The sequence below is a fragment of the Hyunsoonleella sp. 2307UL5-6 genome (assembly GCF_047345485.1).
Lineage (GTDB): Bacteria > Bacteroidota > Bacteroidia > Flavobacteriales > Flavobacteriaceae > Jejuia.
Genome location: NZ_JBLFEN010000004.1, coordinates 181888 through 198348 on the forward strand (window position 1 = coordinate 181888; position 16461 = coordinate 198348).

The 16461-nt window shown below is 30.9% G+C and carries 19 protein-coding genes and 1 pseudogene; 5 read left to right on the plus strand and 15 right to left on the minus strand.

Translation table 11 applies throughout. The features are described 5' to 3' along the window. The 3 genes and pseudogenes from ACKGJY_RS08875 to ACKGJY_RS08885 all read right to left on the minus strand — a co-directional run. Window positions 1–255 (minus strand): annotated as a pseudogene (locus ACKGJY_RS08875) (GAF domain-containing protein); the annotation flags it as partial. A 34-nt stretch (window positions 256–289) separates the two neighbouring features. Then, a complete protein-coding gene (locus ACKGJY_RS08880) occupies window positions 290–454 on the minus strand; it encodes a hypothetical protein (protein ID WP_413973522.1) in 165 nt (54 codons plus the stop codon). 41 nt (window positions 455–495) lie between these two features. Continuing rightward, window positions 496–1272: a TIGR02757 family protein gene (locus ACKGJY_RS08885; RefSeq protein WP_413973523.1), complete on the minus strand. Its 777-nt coding sequence runs from the start codon at window positions 1270–1272 to the stop codon at window positions 496–498. A gap of 95 nt (window positions 1273–1367) precedes the next feature. Here ACKGJY_RS08885 and ACKGJY_RS08890 point away from each other — a divergent pair, with 95 nt between their 5' ends. Further along, window positions 1368–2543 (plus strand): MFS transporter, encoded by a 1176-nt coding sequence (locus tag ACKGJY_RS08890; RefSeq protein ID WP_413973524.1) that lies wholly within the window; start codon window positions 1368–1370, stop codon window positions 2541–2543. Here ACKGJY_RS08890 and ACKGJY_RS08895 read toward each other — a convergent pair. After that, window positions 2533–3195, minus strand: coding sequence for an ABC transporter ATP-binding protein (locus ACKGJY_RS08895; RefSeq protein WP_413973525.1), 663 nt, complete (start codon window positions 3193–3195; stop codon window positions 2533–2535). The two genes, ACKGJY_RS08890 and ACKGJY_RS08895, sit on opposite strands and share 11 nt — an antisense overlap. A 134-nt stretch (window positions 3196–3329) precedes the next feature. Between ACKGJY_RS08895 and folE the strand changes: the two genes are divergently transcribed. Further along, the gene (folE, locus tag ACKGJY_RS08900; protein ID WP_413973526.1) at window positions 3330–3917 is read left to right on the plus strand and encodes a GTP cyclohydrolase I FolE; all 588 of its coding nucleotides are present in this window, start codon (window positions 3330–3332) and stop codon (window positions 3915–3917) included. Window positions 3918–3962: 45 nt separating this feature from the next. Here folE and ACKGJY_RS08905 read toward each other — a convergent pair whose 3' ends face one another. Both ACKGJY_RS08905 and ACKGJY_RS08910 read right to left on the minus strand, forming a co-directional pair. Further along, the gene (locus tag ACKGJY_RS08905) at window positions 3963–4724 is read right to left on the minus strand and encodes a CDP-alcohol phosphatidyltransferase family protein (RefSeq protein ID WP_413973527.1); all 762 of its coding nucleotides are present in this window, start codon (window positions 4722–4724) and stop codon (window positions 3963–3965) included. 38 nt (window positions 4725–4762) lie between these two features. After that, on the minus strand, window positions 4763–5230 hold the full coding sequence (locus tag ACKGJY_RS08910) for a DUF4375 domain-containing protein (RefSeq protein WP_413973528.1): 468 nt from the start codon (window positions 5228–5230) through the stop codon (window positions 4763–4765). 284 nt (window positions 5231–5514) lie between these two features. Between ACKGJY_RS08910 and ACKGJY_RS08915 the strand changes: the two genes are divergently transcribed. Continuing rightward, on the plus strand, window positions 5515–5799 hold the full coding sequence (locus tag ACKGJY_RS08915) for a hypothetical protein (protein WP_413973529.1): 285 nt from the start codon (window positions 5515–5517) through the stop codon (window positions 5797–5799). An 84-nt stretch (window positions 5800–5883) separates the two neighbouring features. On the opposite strand, the gene ACKGJY_RS08920 is transcribed toward ACKGJY_RS08915, so the two are convergent. The 9 genes from ACKGJY_RS08920 to ACKGJY_RS08960 all read right to left on the minus strand — a co-directional run bounded on the left by ACKGJY_RS08920 (window position 5884) and on the right by ACKGJY_RS08960 (window position 14748). After that, window positions 5884–6465, minus strand: a complete 582-nt coding sequence (locus tag ACKGJY_RS08920) for a hypothetical protein (protein WP_413973530.1) — start codon at window positions 6463–6465, stop codon at window positions 5884–5886. Window positions 6466–6531: 66 nt separating this feature from the next. After that, window positions 6532–8970, minus strand: coding sequence for a TonB-dependent receptor (locus tag ACKGJY_RS08925; protein ID WP_413973531.1), 2439 nt, complete (start codon window positions 8968–8970; stop codon window positions 6532–6534). Between the two features lie 40 nt (window positions 8971–9010). Beyond that, window positions 9011–9343, minus strand: a complete 333-nt coding sequence (locus ACKGJY_RS08930; protein ID WP_413973532.1) for a hypothetical protein — start codon at window positions 9341–9343, stop codon at window positions 9011–9013. A gap of 5 nt (window positions 9344–9348) precedes the next feature. Further along, window positions 9349–9651 carry a DUF6787 family protein gene (locus tag ACKGJY_RS08935; protein WP_413973533.1) on the minus strand — a complete coding sequence of 101 codons (303 nt, stop codon included), beginning with the start codon at window positions 9649–9651 and terminating at the stop codon, window positions 9349–9351. Between the two features lie 35 nt (window positions 9652–9686). Beyond that, a complete protein-coding gene (locus tag ACKGJY_RS08940; protein WP_413973534.1) occupies window positions 9687–10130 on the minus strand; it encodes a DUF6146 family protein in 444 nt (147 codons plus the stop codon). A gap of 603 nt (window positions 10131–10733) precedes the next feature. Next, window positions 10734–11375, minus strand: a complete 642-nt coding sequence (locus ACKGJY_RS08945; protein WP_413973535.1) for a DUF937 domain-containing protein — start codon at window positions 11373–11375, stop codon at window positions 10734–10736. A 112-nt stretch (window positions 11376–11487) separates the two neighbouring features. Next, complete coding sequence (locus tag ACKGJY_RS08950; RefSeq protein ID WP_413973536.1) at window positions 11488–12438, minus strand: D-2-hydroxyacid dehydrogenase; 951 nt, start codon at window positions 12436–12438, stop codon at window positions 11488–11490. 106 nt (window positions 12439–12544) lie between these two features. Further along, window positions 12545–13609 (minus strand): 3-phosphoserine/phosphohydroxythreonine transaminase, encoded by a 1065-nt coding sequence (gene serC / locus ACKGJY_RS08955; RefSeq protein WP_413973537.1) that lies wholly within the window; start codon window positions 13607–13609, stop codon window positions 12545–12547. 80 nt (window positions 13610–13689) lie between these two features. Then, window positions 13690–14748: an acyl-CoA reductase gene (locus ACKGJY_RS08960; protein WP_413973538.1), complete on the minus strand. Its 1059-nt coding sequence runs from the start codon at window positions 14746–14748 to the stop codon at window positions 13690–13692. A gap of 67 nt (window positions 14749–14815) precedes the next feature. Here ACKGJY_RS08960 and ACKGJY_RS08965 point away from each other — a divergent pair, with 67 nt between their 5' ends. Together ACKGJY_RS08965 and ACKGJY_RS08970 are read left to right on the plus strand one after the other, a co-directional pair. After that, window positions 14816–15169, plus strand: a complete 354-nt coding sequence (locus ACKGJY_RS08965) for a 4Fe-4S dicluster domain-containing protein (RefSeq protein ID WP_413973539.1) — start codon at window positions 14816–14818, stop codon at window positions 15167–15169. A 605-nt stretch (window positions 15170–15774) separates the two neighbouring features. Next, on the plus strand, window positions 15775–16458 hold the full coding sequence (locus ACKGJY_RS08970) for a hypothetical protein (RefSeq protein ID WP_413973540.1): 684 nt from the start codon (window positions 15775–15777) through the stop codon (window positions 16456–16458). Window positions 16459–16461: the final 3 nt, after the last annotated feature.

Here is a 16461-nt window from a genome sequence, read left to right on the forward strand (position 1 = left end):
AGAAATTATTTTTAAGCTATTTATTTGGTGTTTATTGAGTACTCTAGGTTTATGATCATACACGCAAAGTGTGCCTAAAGCGTGGCCTTTACAGTCTCGTATTGGAACACCAGCATAAAAGATTGCTTTAAATTCTTTTACTAAAGGATTATCATGAAAAATTTCACTTTTTCTAGCATCTTCAATTATAAAAATATCTTCATCGCTTAGTATTGCATGACCACAAAATGAAATTGAACGAGGCGACTCATGAATATCTAAACCATAGCGCGATTTTAAAAGATTTTTCTCAGTGTCTAAATATCGTTATTAACGAAATTGGGACTTCGCAAATATGGGCTATTAGTTGTGTAATGTCATCAAGTTCTGATTCTGGTAAGGTATCTAATAAGCCATAGTTTTTTACAGCATTTAACCTATCTAATTCATTATCGGGAAATTCAGGACTAATCATTCAGCAAAAATCATAATTTTTTTAAGCTTATGATGTTAAGATTATCCAAAATCTTCAAAAACACCTAAGCCAAATAATGCAAAATCATACTTAACAGGGTCTTTTGTGTTTAATTTCCTAAGACTTTTGTCGAGTTCGGCTAAGGCTTTACCATCATTTTGCTTTCGCTTTAATAAACCTAAAGCTCTTGCAACGTTTCCAGAATGTACATCTAAGGGACAAGATAATTGACTTGGAGAGAGCTGTTGCCAAATACCAAAATCTACACCTGCGTTATCGTTTCTTACCATCCAACGTAAAAACATATTAATACGTTTTGCAGCAGAATTTTTTAAAGGATCACTTACGTGTTTTTCAGTGCGTTTTAAATGGTCTATTTCAAAAAAGGTAGTTTTAAATTTAGAGATAGCGTGTTGTAAAGAATTTGTTTCTGCATGTTCTGCAAATAGAGTTTCTAAACCCTTGTGATTTATGTAGATGTGTTGTAGTGATTTGATAAATTGCATACAATCATCACCATTAAATGTTCGGTGTACAAAGTGTTGTAGCTTATCTAAATCTGCATTAGTGTGGTTTATTACAAAATCATAAGGAGCATTATCTAGCCATTCCATCAATCGTTTAGCATTATTGATAATACTTTTACGGTTACCCCAAGCTATTGTTGCCGTTAAAAACCCACTAATTTCTATATCTTCTTTTTTAGAAAAATTATGCGGGATTTGTATAGGATCACTTTCAATAAATTTAGGGTTATTGTATTCTGTTGCTTTGGTGTCTAAAAAATCTTTTAATTCAGCCTTTAGTAGTTTTTTCATATTAATTTCGTAATCATGCAAAAATACTTGTAATTAGCTAAACAAAAAGGGGACTTAACGTTTTAATAACTATGATACCTTTAAAAATGTGATATATGAAAGTTAGAAACCATATTTTACCTATTATCGTTTTTGCACAATTTTGCTGTACATCATTATGGTTTGCAGGCAATGCTATTATAACAGATTTAATTCTAGTATTCAATTTAGAGTCTTCAGCTTTAGCGCACCTTACATCTGCTGTTCAATTTGGATTTATCATCGGTACATTTATATTTGCTATTTTAACTATTGCTGATAGGTTTTCACCATCAAAAGTATTTTTTGTTTGTGCTTTAATAGCGGCATCGTTAAACCTTCTAACTATTATTGAGATTAACACCTTACAAAGTTTGTTTTTTATCCGCTTAGGTACTGGTTTTTTTTTAGCAGGTATTTATCCCGTGGGAATGAAAATTGCATCAGATTATTTTAAAGCAGGACTAGGCAAGTCACTCGGCTTTTTAGTAGGTGCTTTAGTTTTGGGCACTGCTTTTCCACATATTTTAAAAGTGTTTAACCAAAGTATATCTTGGGAAGTAGTAGTATATATTACATCTTGTATTGCGATAATTGGTGGAGGAGCCATAGTAATTTTTGTTCCTGATGGACCTTATAAAACTAAACTTGAAAAATTTGATATCAGTGTTTTCTACAGCGTATTTAAAATTAAGAATTTTAGAACTGCAGCGTTTGGTTATTTTGGGCATATGTGGGAGTTGTATGCTTTTTGGGCTTTTGTACCTGTTATTTTAAAAGGGTATTTAAATTTTCATGACGGTATACAATTTAATGTGTCATTATATAGCTTTATCATCATTGCATCAGGTGCGTTAAGTTGTGTGTTATCTGGGTATCTATCGCAAAAATTTACGCCTAAAAAAGTAGCGACACTGGCATTAACATTATCATGCTTATGTTGCTTGTTATCGCCTTTAATTTTTGTAATTAACTCAGAACTTGTCTTTTTGAGTTTTCTTGTATTTTGGGGTATGGTGGTTATTGCAGATTCTCCGCTATTTTCAACATTAGTGGCGCAAAACGTACCCAATACAACAAAAGGAACAGCATTAACAATAGTAAATTCTATTGGGTTTGCTACTACTATATTTAGTATTCAATTACTAAATAGTATTCAACATACTTTAGAAATAAGGTGTTTATTTATACTGTTAGCCATCGGGCCAATTTTAGGTTTATTGGCGCTTTATAAGTCTTGTGTTAGGTTGTAATATTGCCATCTACCATCACTAATTTCCTGTCTGCCATATTTGCTAATTCTTCGTTGTGAGTTACTATAACAAAGGTTTGACCAAATTCATCACGTAATTTAAAAAATAAATTATGAAGATTTTCGGCAGATTCGCTATCTAAATTCCCCGAAGGTTCATCAGCAAAAATTAAATCAGGTTTATTTACTAGCGCCCTAGCTACAGCTACACGTTGTTGTTCTCCTCCAGATAATTCGTTGGGTTTATGGTTGTAACGGTGAGATAATCCTAAAAAATCTAACAATTCTTTGGCTCTTACTTCGGTATCAATTTTTGATGTGCCTTTTATAAAAGCTGGTAAGCATACATTTTCTAAAGCCGTAAATTCTGGTAATAATTGATGAAACTGAAAAATAAAACCAATATGCTCATTTCTAAATTTAGCGAGGGCTTTATCGTTTAATCCCTTAACTTCAATATCATTTATTTGCAGATTGAAATCTTCGGTTTTAGAAGCTCTATCTAAGGTGCCTAAAATTTGTAATAATGTTGTTTTACCAGCACCAGAAGCACCAACTATAGATACTATTTCGCTTTTTTTTACTTCAATATTTACACCTTTTAATACATGCAAATCATCGTAATATTTATGTATGTTTTTTGCTTTAATCATTTAATTATAAAATAATAGGTGTGAATTTACCATTTTAGAATGTGTTGCACAATTTTGTTTTATTTCTTTTATGATTTTAATCATTAATGCTCTAAATTGCATAAACCACTTATACTAAGCGAAAATTTATAATAATGCCATATAAAAATTTAGAAGAATATAATCTTGAAGTAACTGAAGGTGTTAAGGAACGCTACAAACGTATTATTGAAGATTTAGGTGAAGACACCAAACGAGAAGGATTACTTAAAACACCAGAGCGTGCAGCAAAAGCAATGCAGTTTTTGACACAAGGTTACGACCAAGATCCTGTTGAAATTTTAACGGGTGCCATGTTTAAAGAGTCTTATCAAGAAATGGTGATTGTAAAAGATATTGAGCTTTATTCGTTATGCGAACACCATATTTTACCATTTTTTGGAAAAGTACACATAGCTTACATACCAAACGGCTATATTGTTGGTTTAAGTAAGTTACCACGTATAGTTGATGTGTTTGCAAGACGCTTACAAGTGCAGGAACGTTTAACAGAACAAATTTTAGATTGTATTAATGATACACTAAAACCTCAAGGTGTTGCGGTGGTTATAGAAGCATCGCATATGTGTATGATGATGCGTGGTGTACAAAAACAAAACTCTATAACAACAACATCAGGATTTAGAGGGCAATTTGAAAAAATAGAAACACGTAATGAGTTTTTAAAGCTAATAGGAAAATAAGTTTAGGTGTGTTTTTAAGCCCTACAGTTGCCTAATTATGAGGATTTATAGTGATTTTCTTATGGCTACAAACCCAAAAATAAAAATCGTTGTACATATGAAGTAGGGGATAATATAAGCCTTTAAGCCTATGACCAATAAAAATGCAATTATGAGTAACTGAAATCCTAGTCCAAATATTGAAAGTACTGTCATTAACCAATTGGGAAGTGTTTTTCCTGTAGATGCATTTTTGTCTAGTAAATAAATTGCTTTATCAAAACCACCATAAAGTATTTTATAGAGTTTAAACAAAATATTTACATCGGTTTGTTTTTCTCCTGGTAACGCTACGGGTGTTTTGTTTTCAAAAATACGGCTAGTTGTATCACCATTATATTTGTTTCTTAAAATAACATAGTAATAATTATATAAAGTACCTTGTAACTGTAGCCCTAAAAATGCAATAATGGTATACCAAATATTAGTGTTTGTAATGTGCCATATCGTTAATAAAAACAAGGCATTTAAAATAATATCAGATACAGAATCTAAATATCTGCCTGTATATGAAGGTGTGTTTTTTAATCTTGCCAATTCGCCGTCGGCTGCATCTAAAATAGATTTTAAAATTATGAAGAAAGCCGCGTAAAGGTAATAGCCCTTAATAATACAAACTATAGCTAATAAACCAGAAATTACGAAACCTACAGTAACATGTATGGCAGTAAAACTTGTGTTTTTAAGTGATTTAGAAATAATTTTTGCTATTGGTCTTCCATAATCAGAAAGATCAATGAATGTGTAAGCTTTAGGAAGTTTGGACATTTTTTAAAACGAAACAGATAATATTATGCAGAAATATATCAGTACTCAAAATCTGTTTTTCGGCTTGCAATATAATCAATTAATAGTTTAATAATGTTTTCTTTACTTTCTATAAGTTTAAATTCAAGTTGAGACCATACCTTTAAATCGTCTTTATGTAATTGTTTTACTTCTAGTCTTCTTTCAAAAATATTTTTGGGTATTGGTAAGTTTTTAAATACTCGAATGGCATTAGCGACGATGTTAGCAGACTCGCTTGCATTAATATTTGTAAAAGCCTGTAAAACCTCATGTGCATACTCGCCCGATGTGTTATAGAAAAAACCAAATAACCCATTATTATTTATTTCGCTTTCAAAAATATCAATATATACAAAAGTTTTTTCGGCTTCCGATAATTTAGTAAAATGGCCTGTATTGTTAGCTTTATTCCAAAGTACAATACCAACTAATTCTATTATGTCGGTATCATTTTCTTGTTGTAGCGCAAAATCAATCTCGGTCATGTAATTAATTAAATGGGTGTTAATTGTATATCTATTTTACGTATTGTTATGGCAATATCTATATTAAGTATATTATTAACTAATTTATTTGTGTGCAATTTTATGATTTAAACTAGTGTTTTAAATACGATAATATATTTATATGTTTTGAGTATGAAAATTATAAGGCTTTACCTTAGAGTTTTTAAACCTATTTTTATGACATAAAAGCTAAAATACTTTATGCAATTTAGAGGGGAGAAGTTTGGTATGTTTATTGCTTTATATATAACAAAATAATAATTATGGAATTAGAACATTTAAATAAATATAAAAAATTGGCCTTAAGTATTTTACTTGATGCTATTGGTATGATAACGTTTATAGATATCATTTGGGCACCTGCATCGGCATATTTTATGAGTAAGATGTACAAAGGCAATAGAGGGAAAATAGCTGGTTTTGTATCTTTTATAGAAGAAATTATTCCAGGTTTTGATATTATACCTACGTTTACAATAATGTGGTTTTTAACTTATGTTTTTCAAAAGGAAGAAAAACCTGTAACTGTTGAAGTTGACGCAGAATAAAGCAATAAAAAAAATCCCTTTCAAATTTTGAAAGGGATTTTTATTTAAGGTAATCGCTTATCCTTAATGTATTTCATTGCGTTGTTATTGAATTTCAACATTCTGGAAAGTGAGGTTAATATCTTCTGATCCTCCAGTAGCTGCACCAAATTCATCAGAAACATCAACAGATGTTGGTTCATGAATTAATACTATTTGAAGATTACCACTACCAGCTGCACCAGCAACCCATGTCGTATTTACACCTAAACTACTTCCATCAGGACCTTCAATATCATCACTATCTCTAGTCATGGTTAAGTCTAAACCACTTACAGCATATACAAAAAAGTGCTCATCTGCTTCAGGTATAATATCGTCATTTAGTACATCTTCAGGATCATTAGGATCTTCTTCAGCATTAAGTAACGAAAGCGATAAAGAGTAGGTTGCTCCAGAAGTAAAGCTTCCAGAAACAGAGCTTGTTGATGCTCCATTTTGACCATCAGGTGCAACATCAGCCATAATTACAACATCCGAAGGATCAGCATCATTAGTAAAGGTTAAACTTACATTTGTAATTTGCTCTTCTTCTATAACTGGTGCTGGTGTGTCATCATCGTCAGAACAAGATGTAACAAGTGTTAAACAGAATATAGCTCCGATAAAAAATTTACTAGTTTTCATAAGATTTGAATTTAAAAAATTGAATTTCATTGTTTTAAAATTTAAAGATGTTAGAATTTATTTATGTTAATAATTAAGTTTTATTTGTAATGTTATATTTCTTCCTACTTCATCTGCAAAAAAGCGTAGACGGTTTAAATAGTTTCTGTAAGAGGTGTCAAAAATATTATGTATTCCAAATCCAATGTTTAATTTAGTTTTGTAACTTAATGGAAATGTAGCTTCAGTATAAAAATGCAAAAGATGATAAGCGGGCGGTGGTGTGCTAATATCTAGCAGAATACGTTCGTCATTTAGTGCATCTTCCACTTCAAAATTAAAATCTGGAAATTCGTTTTGCTCAAAAGACCATTCAGACTGTAAATTGGCTGAGAAATTGTACCATGCCTCTTTTTTAAATGTAATTTTATTAATTGTATTAAAAGCTGGTATGTCTATTAAAGGCATATTTGCAGTAACATCATAACCTTTTATAAAAGCTGTTTTATTTTGTAATTCTATAGTATTAGAAATATCAAAATTTGTAGTAACATCAATACCAAAAAATTGCGCATTGGTTTGTTGGTATTCCCATATAGGAAATGGCCCTCTCGATGTTCTCAAAAAATTAAAAGGTCTTAAATAAATATAATTTTTAATGTTATTATAAAAAACTTCAGTTGTGAAATTTAATTTTGAGGTGTTATAGTTATAAGATGCTGAAACTCTATTTGATATTTCTTTATCAAACCGGATATCTCCAATTTCAAATCTTGCTGCAGAATGATGCAAACCGTCGCTAAATAACTCTGAGGCATTTGGAGGTCTACTAGTTAGTGCATAGTTGGTTAATATAGAGCTTTCATTATTTAAATTATATGTTAACCCTGCCGATGCAGATATATTATGATAGTTAAATATAGGGTTTGTTAAAAACTGATTTGCACTAAAATCAATAACTCCAAACTCTATATCATTACCAAATACAGAGCCTGTTATAATATCATTAAAGGTATCGCTATAGTTTCTCTCTACCCATCGTGAGACCAGATAAAACTTTTGAGTATCTATTCTATTAAAATCATACCTAATACCTGCATCAATAACCAAATCATCATTAATTTTCCACTCGGTAGTTGTATAAATGCCAAAATCATATTTATCATAATCAGGAATTAAACGCCTTATACCTGTAGCAGGATTAGCAAAATTATTTTGGTAACGTCCTAATAAGCCAAAATTTATTTTTCGATTTAGGTTAGCATCTAAATCAACATCTGCTAAAAGCGTATGCGTTTTTAGTTCTAAGTTTACCGCAGCTCTATTTCTAAGTTCGCCTCGTCTTCTATCAAATTCTAGTCTTTTATTATTTTGATAGTCATATTGTACCGTTATTTTTCCAAAGTTTGAAAAACGCTTGTAATAACTTGCTTTTGCTAAGTGATGCGTAATATCTTGTTTTGGAGGATTAATATCATAAGTAAAATCTTCTATAAAAATAGGCTGTCTAGAATTTATAGAGCGTGCTAAATCAAAAATACTACCAATATGTGATGTACGTAAAATACCTACTTCGTTATCTAAATAGCTGTAATAAAATTCGAAACCAGATTCTAATTTCTTTTTACCAAATAAGGCAGATATTCCTGTAGCTTCTAAACCTGTATTGCTTAAGTTATAATTTGGTGCGTTAAAATCACCATTTTTCTTATAAGATGCTTGTAACTGTGCAAACCACCCAGATTCATAATTTTTATTAAGTTGTGTATTTACATTAAATCCTTTGCCGTTAGTTTGACCTCCAAGAATAGTTTTACCATACAACGTGTCTTTTAATATGGGTCTAGAGGGTTTTATAACAATAACACCACCTACGGCATCGCCACCATAAGCAAGTGCACCAGCACCTTTGATTACCGAAATTTGATCTGCTGAATTTATGTCAATACTTGGTGCATGCTCAATACCCCATTCTTGGTCTTGTAATCTTACATTATTACTCAAAATTAAAATCCTACTACTGTGCATACCATTAATTACAGGTTTTACAATAGAGTTTCCTGTGTTAATAGAAGATACGCCAGCTACTTCTTTTAAAGCATCTCCTAAATTTAAGTTACTAAACCGTTCAATGGTTTTATGACTAATAACAGACTCTTGTTTCGTTTTAGTAGTTTTCTTAAAGGTATTTCCAGAAAGCTTTACTTCAAGCAGCTCCTCTATATGATGTTCCATACTAATCTTCTTGTATGTATCACCATCAATAACAATAGTAATGCGTTTAGTTTCGCAACCAACGTGAGATATCACTAAAATGAGCTTGCCATTACACAGATTTTTAATAGAAAATTTACCATTAATATCTGCTGTAGTGTAACTGTTTAAGGATTCTATACGAACTGTAGCTCCAGACATTGGTGTACTATCGTGAAAATCTAGTACTTCACCAATAAAAGTATGGTTACAATTTTGAGAGTGGATTGTACCAATAAAGCACAGTACCACAATCAATAAATTGTGTTTCATTATGTTATGTTTTGTATTATTTTTCTAGTTTAAATAAAATTTAAACTAGCGCAGGCGGGCCTCGTAAAGAGAATGATAATGCTTTATAGTCATAAAAAAAACTATATGTTAATGACGCAATATCAAAATTATTAATTGTAAGTGTAGTAAATTTACAATTTTCAGATTTAAAATCGTGTTTTTGTAGGTTGTATTTTAAGAGTACACAATCTGTTTCACATTCGTGAAAATTAGCTGTATCATGATTTGAACATAGGGGATGATCTTCATGCTCAAATATATGAGCAATTTTAATACCAATAGGCATTAGTAGAGTCACTACAATTAGTGCAGATAGTATTCTTAAGCCTATATTTTTTTGAGGTATATTCAATATATTTAATCTGCGAACCTTTTAAAACCTAATCTTACAAGCATCTTCTTTTCAAATTGCCAAAAGAATTTAAATTGCCCTAATGCCCAACCAAAAAACACTAATAGAAACTGGTACATTATAAAAAGGATAATAATTCTAACTATCCAGTATCCAACTGTGGTAAACGTTTCAGGTGTAATATTAAAGTAAGAAAGTATTGGTTTTCCAATGTAAGACGCTGTAGAACCTGTAATTGCAAAAACCATCAATATTAAAATGATTTGCAAATTGGATTCTATACCCCAACGTTCTTTTAACTTTTTCACTCATGCAATTTGCGAGCAAAAATATTAAAATAATATCAAATTCTAGGTACAAATGGCCCTAATCTTTGGTTATATGTGAGTTGAAAATAAATAAAGTAATTATAAAGTAGATAATTTACTTCATAACCGTAGTCTGTACCATATTGGTAATTAATTTGTAATTCGTATAGACTAGGATCAAATTGTTGAGGTTGTAAAACACGTTGATTCCATTCTATAACATAAAAATTATTTCTATTTTCTAAAAATTGTTGAGAATAAAAATTACGTGGACGCGCTGATGCATTAACCCAAAAGTTAAACCCTGGTTCAATAATTATAATTTCATATTCCGTTTTATCACTAGTTATTTTAACAGTGTCATTTGCTGCAAGATTTGTTTCTTGATGTGCTTTATTGTTTTTGGTATTAACAGTTTTTGAGGTGTTACAGGCTAGAATAAAACTACAAATAAGTACTATGTAAAGTGTATTTTTCATTATTATTTTATTTTATAATTCAAAAGTATATTTAAGCTAACACTCTTAAAAATTATAATGAGTTAACACACGCTTTTAATGAGTAAACTACGTTGTCTAAATTAATCAATTTTTATTTCTTTTATTTTTAAAAAGCCATTTGTCAATTTTGTTATCAAATAGCGTTTTTTATCATGATTATTACATGACGCGAAAGTTAGAATTGAATCTGAAGATATAGTCCAGAATGTTTTTTGATTTTGTTTTTTACGATATGAAGTGTTTCCACATCTATTAGCTATTTCATTGTATTTAATATAATACCATTGCTATAAAATTCATATCCAAAATCTTGTGTGTTTAGTTTATTAACCTTAGTAAATATATCCATGGTTTTATTGTATCTCCAACATCCAATAAGTTTATTATTAAGTTGATTATATGATAAAGGAAAAAAAGAAACTAAAGTTAGCACTAGTATTATAAAAGTTGTTTTAAGCATTAGTTTCTCTTTAAAATATTTTTACTTTCAATAACTCAAAAATTATACCTAAAAACATAATAACAAGGTAAAAAAAAAGCCAACTCATAAAGTTGGCTCTATTAAATTATGTTGATTTGAGATTATTTACCTCCAAACAAGCCACCTAATAAACCACCAAGGCCACCCTTACTTTTGCTACCTCCTAAAACCATACCAGCTACATCATCAACAATACTACCGTCACCATCTGCATCAAGTATAGATTCTAAAAAGCTTTGTTCTTGTTTTGCAGAATTACCACCAAGTAATCCTCCAAGTAAATCTCCTATACCGTTAGAAGAACTTACGTTGTTTTGTCTAGTTTGTTTTCCTAGTACACCCATTAATATTGGAGCAGCTACTTTTAAAATATTACCAACAGAACCTGCATCAAGTCCAGATTTTTGTCCAAGAACCTGCTCTACACCTTGTCTTTTTTGTCCTAAAACGTGTCCTAAAATTTTATCACCATCATTCTTTACATTTTCATCAACACCACCACCAAATAAACCACCAAGGTTGTCAAGGATACTACCATCGTGTTTGTTGTTTAAGGCATTCATTAATCCTTCAGCACCTTGTGGTGAAGCTGCAGCATTACGTTGCATAGCTTTCATTAATACAGGTAGTGCCATAGTTAATACACTACTTGTTTTATTTTGATCGGTTCCTGTGGATCCTGAAACACCACTTATAATTGTTTTTCCAAGGTCGCTGTTTAATAAATCTAAAATTCCAGACATTTTTATATTGTTTTTTAATTAATAAATAAAATTGGATTTTCAATGTACAAAAAAAGTCCCAACTTCTACAGTTAGGACTCAAATATCATAAATAGGTCACATTTTAAATACCCTAGCCTAGGATACTTACAATTTGTGACGCTAGTTCTGTACCAATTCTATCTTGTGCTTCATTTGTAGCAGCACCTGTATGCGGTGTTAATGATAATGCAGAATTCATTAATAATTGAATTTCTGGTTTTGGTTCTTTTTCAAACACATCAAGAGCCGCTCTAGATACTTTACCGCTTTCAATAGCTTTTACTAATGCAACTTCGTTAACCACTCCACCACGCGCAGCATTGGCTAAAATTACACCATCTTTCATGATATTAAATTCTGCTTCATCAATTACGTAATCTTTTTGAGCAGGAACATGAAGTGTTATAAAATCTGATTGTTTTAAAACCTCTTCTTTAGAAATAGTTTCTATATTGAAGTTTACTTTTTGCCCATCAAAAAAATCTAATTCTAAATTTGCCTTTTCTAAGAAAGGATCAAAAGCAATGACTTTCATGCCAGCGCCAAGAGCTACTTTAGCAGTTGCTTGACCGATACGTCCAAAACCTAAAACTCCAAGTGTTTTACCCTTTAATTCTGTGCCTTTAGCATAGGCTTTCTTTAATCCTTTAAAGTTGCTATCGCCTTCAAGCGGCATTTCTCTATTAGAGTTATGTATAAAACGCGCTAAACCATATAAATGACCAAACACTAATTCTGCCACAGAATGTGATGAAGCAGCTGGCGTGTTAATAACATGTAATCCTTTTTCTCTAGCATACTCTACATCTATATTATCCATTCCTACACCACCACGACCTATAATTTTAAGTCCTGGGCAAGCATCAATTAAATCTTTGCGAACAGTGGTTGCACTTCGTACTAAAAGTACAGAAATATCTTTTTCGTTGATATAATTAATTAACTGCTCTTGAGCTACGGTAGTTGTACTTACGTTGTAACCAGCTTTTTCTAAAGCATCAATTCCACTTTGTGAAATACCGTCGTTTGCTAATATGTTCATTCAAATTCTATTTTTTTTATTTCCACGAAGGTGGAAATCTTTTTGTTAATTATTTGGTTAGTTTCTTGAGATTTCCAACTTCGCGGAAATGAAAAAGAAAATTTAATTACGCTTTACTCTCTAGTTCACTCATAACCTCTACTAATGCTTTTACGCTATCTATAGGCAAAGCATTGTACATAGATGCTCTGTATCCGCCAACACTTCTGTGTCCGTTTACAGCACTAATACCAGCTTCTTTAAGCATAGTTTCAAAGGTTTCTTTTAAATTTTCGTTTTCTAAAGTGAATGTAGCATTCATTTGAGAACGATCTTCTTTAGCAGCAAACCCTTTAAAAAGTGGGTTTAAATCAATTTCAGAATACATTAAGCGTGCCTTTTTTTCGTTTTCTTTTTCAATAGCAGCTACACCACCTTGAGCCTTTAGCCACTCTAAAGTTAGCATAGATGTATAAACTGCGAAAACAGGAGGCGTATTAAACATACTACCTTTGTCTATATGAATTTTATAATCCATCATAGAAGGAATTTTTCGAGATACTTTACCTAAAATGTCTTCTTTAACCACAACTAAAGTTGTACCTGCTGGCCCCATATTTTTTTGAGCACCAGCATATATAATTCCGAATTTTGAAAAATCTATTACGCGAGAAAAGATATCACTACTCATATCACAAATCATTGGAATAGGAGAGTTAGGGAATTTTTTCATTTGTGTACCGTAAATTGTATTGTTTGAGGTACAGTGAAAATAATCGTAATTTTCTGGTATTTCAAAACCTTTTGGGATATAGTTGTAATTAGCACTTTGTGAGGAGCCTACTTCGTAAACATCGTCATAAATTTTAGCTTCTTTAATTGCTTTTGCAGACCAAGACCCTGTGTTTAAATATCCTGCTCTTTTTTCTAATAAGTTAAGAGCTACCATTAAAAACTGTGTGCTAGCACCACCTTGTAAAAAAAGAGCTTTGTAACCTTTACCTTCTAAACCAAGTAGCTCTAAGGCTAATGCTCTTGCATTTTCCATAATATCAACAAAGGCTTTACTTCTATGTGATATTTCTAAAACAGATAAGCCACTGCCATCTAAATCAACAACGCCCTGAGACGCTTTTAATAATACTTCTGGTGGTAAAATACTTGGTCCTGCGCTAAAATTATGTTTTTTCATCTTTTTTTCTAGTGAAATTTAAAGATGCAAAGTTGATAATTAATTAAGTATTTTTTATTAAAAATTCAATAATTTTTTCGTCAAATTGATAATAAAAATTTAATAGAATCTACACTATCCGCATAATCCCAAAGTTCAGGTTTTTGAGTTTGCCCAAACACTATTTCATTTTCTACAACACCTTTTGAAACAATACATTGAATTTGATGAGATTCAGCCTCTAATTTCTTTTTAAGGTTATCAAGCGTATCATAATATTCATAAAATGCTGTTGCAATAGGAGAACTATAGCTTTTATCTTCCTTAATCATAAAAAAACCATTCTCCAACATATCAAATTCACTCATTAAATACACTGCTTTATTATAGTCGTAATTATTGGCATATTTTGCTTTATTAATTATGGGGTGCCAATGGTATATGGCTTCAAAAAATGCTGTAAAATCATAGTTTTTTGGTACAAATAATTTCGAAACATTTCTGCATCCTAAACCGTAATATCTAAAAATATCTTCAGAAAGATGTTGTAAGTCTTTAGTAGATTCTTTACCCGTTAATACAGCAACAGAATTTCTGTTATGTCTTATAATTGATGGTTTGCCTTTAAAATAATACTCAAAATAACGTGCGGTATTATCACTTCCGGTGGCTATTACTGCATCAAAATTTTCTAATTTCTCCTCGGTAAATTTTATACACCCTTTAAATTGTGGTGCAACGTGTTCTAGATATTTAGATAAATAGGGTAATAACTGTTTGTCATTAGAAGATTGTTTTATTAATACATGATGTCCAGAAATAAGTACCGACAAAAAATCGTGAAACCCAACAAGCGGAATATTTCCCGCCATAATTACAGCTATAGTTTTAGGTGTTGTTTCCTTTATATCATAAGGCGCTAACCATTTAGAAATGTTGGAAAACGTTAAGGCATTGGCCCACGAGTTGAGCGCAAATTGAATATTTTCTGCGGTAAACCACCCGTTATGTTCTTGTGCTAATTTTAGTTGATGTTTAAAACCATCAAAAAAAATAGCATTATGCGCAATATTATCATCTTTTTGGATGGTTTCTTCAGAAAATTGCCGGATAAAATCTCCTAGTTTTACAAAAGCACTAATTCTTTCTTGTAATTGCATCCTTTAATTTGGTTATGAATGGTTTTGGCTTTATTTTTGCACTGCAAAGTTAGAAAGAAAAAACACTATGGCAATTATTATAACAGACGAATGTATAAACTGCGGTGCTTGCGAACCAGAGTGCCCAAATACAGCAATATATGAAGGTGCCGATGATTGGCGCTATAAAGACGGAACCAGTTTAGAGGGTAAAGTTGTTTTAACTAATGGAACAGAGGTTGATGCTGATGAAGCACAAGAGCCTGTAAGTGATGAGCTTTACTATATTGTACCTGATAAATGTACAGAATGTAAGGGGTTTCATGATGAGCCACAATGTGCAGCAGTATGTCCTGTAGATTGTTGTGTGCCTGATGAAGATGTTGTAGAGACAGAAGAGGAGCTATTAGCAAAGCAAAAGTTTATGCATCCTGATGGTTAATTAAACAAAAAACACCAAAGAATATTAAATCCCGAACTTTTAGTTTGGGATTTTTTTTATTTTATGTTTTCTTTTAATTTGAAACTATTCTTTTATAAAAACATCTAAATTCTGCTTGTTAATGATATAGTATTTTAAAACAAAAATATATCTTAATATAGTCGATATAATCTAAATAAACGTAACGTCTTTAAACAATATTAATACTAACTTAGGGAATGGAGAACAGTATTCTTTGAAAAAATATGCAAATGGAATTTAAGATAATTAGTGGAGAAAAGATCATCTGAAAATATTACTCTATTAGAAAAAATTTATCATGAAAACAAGACTTAAAGAATGTTAGTATAGTCAAAAGCTTTAATGCCCCATCCAAATACAATTCTTAAAAAAGAATTTATATTATAAACCTACAAGACTCTTCAATATAATAAAATTACTGATTCGTTATAATTACAAAATGAACACTTAATCGAATAAAAATCACTAATTCATTTTTTTTTTTATATATTGTTATATAATAATACAGATTATTCTCTCATCTTTACGTTAATTTGTAGTTATTAAATTACTTTTTTTTAATCATAATACTATACCCCAAAACTATGATACGCAAATTGATGTTTTTATTTTTTTGTAATATTTGTTTTTCCCAAATTGGAATTAACACTACATCTCCTACTAAAACTTTAGACATTAATGGAGAATTACGAATTAGAACTTTACCTATAAATAATATAGCTACAAGCGTTTTAACAGCAGATACTGATGGTAATATTTCAAAATCACAAGCATTCGTGCTATGGGAAGTAGACTCACAAGTAGCAAGTCTCCCAATAAATAGAACAACTAGTGCTCAAACCATAATCGATAATATTGATTTAGGATTATCTTTAACCGTTAATATACCAGCTAATGTAGAAGCCAGAATAATTATAAACTATTCAGTGCCCATTGGTATATCTTCATTTACAGAACCAGTGGGTTATTATGGTATTAGATTCCTTAAAGATGGTACAGAAGCCCCTGCAGGATCAAGAAAATATTCCGTATTGAATAATAGTGATAATCAAGAAGAAACTGCCAATATGGTAACTGTTTCAAACGTTTTTACAGAGAATCTTACTGCTTCAACAGTTGATAGAACCTTTACATATACTTTAAATGGATATATTGAGCAGTTGCGATCTGGTACTTCTCATAATTATAGATTTAACATGTGGGATTCTGTACCACCTAATTTTAATTGGGGAAGAGCTACAATAACAAAAACTGTTTATATTAAATAAGAT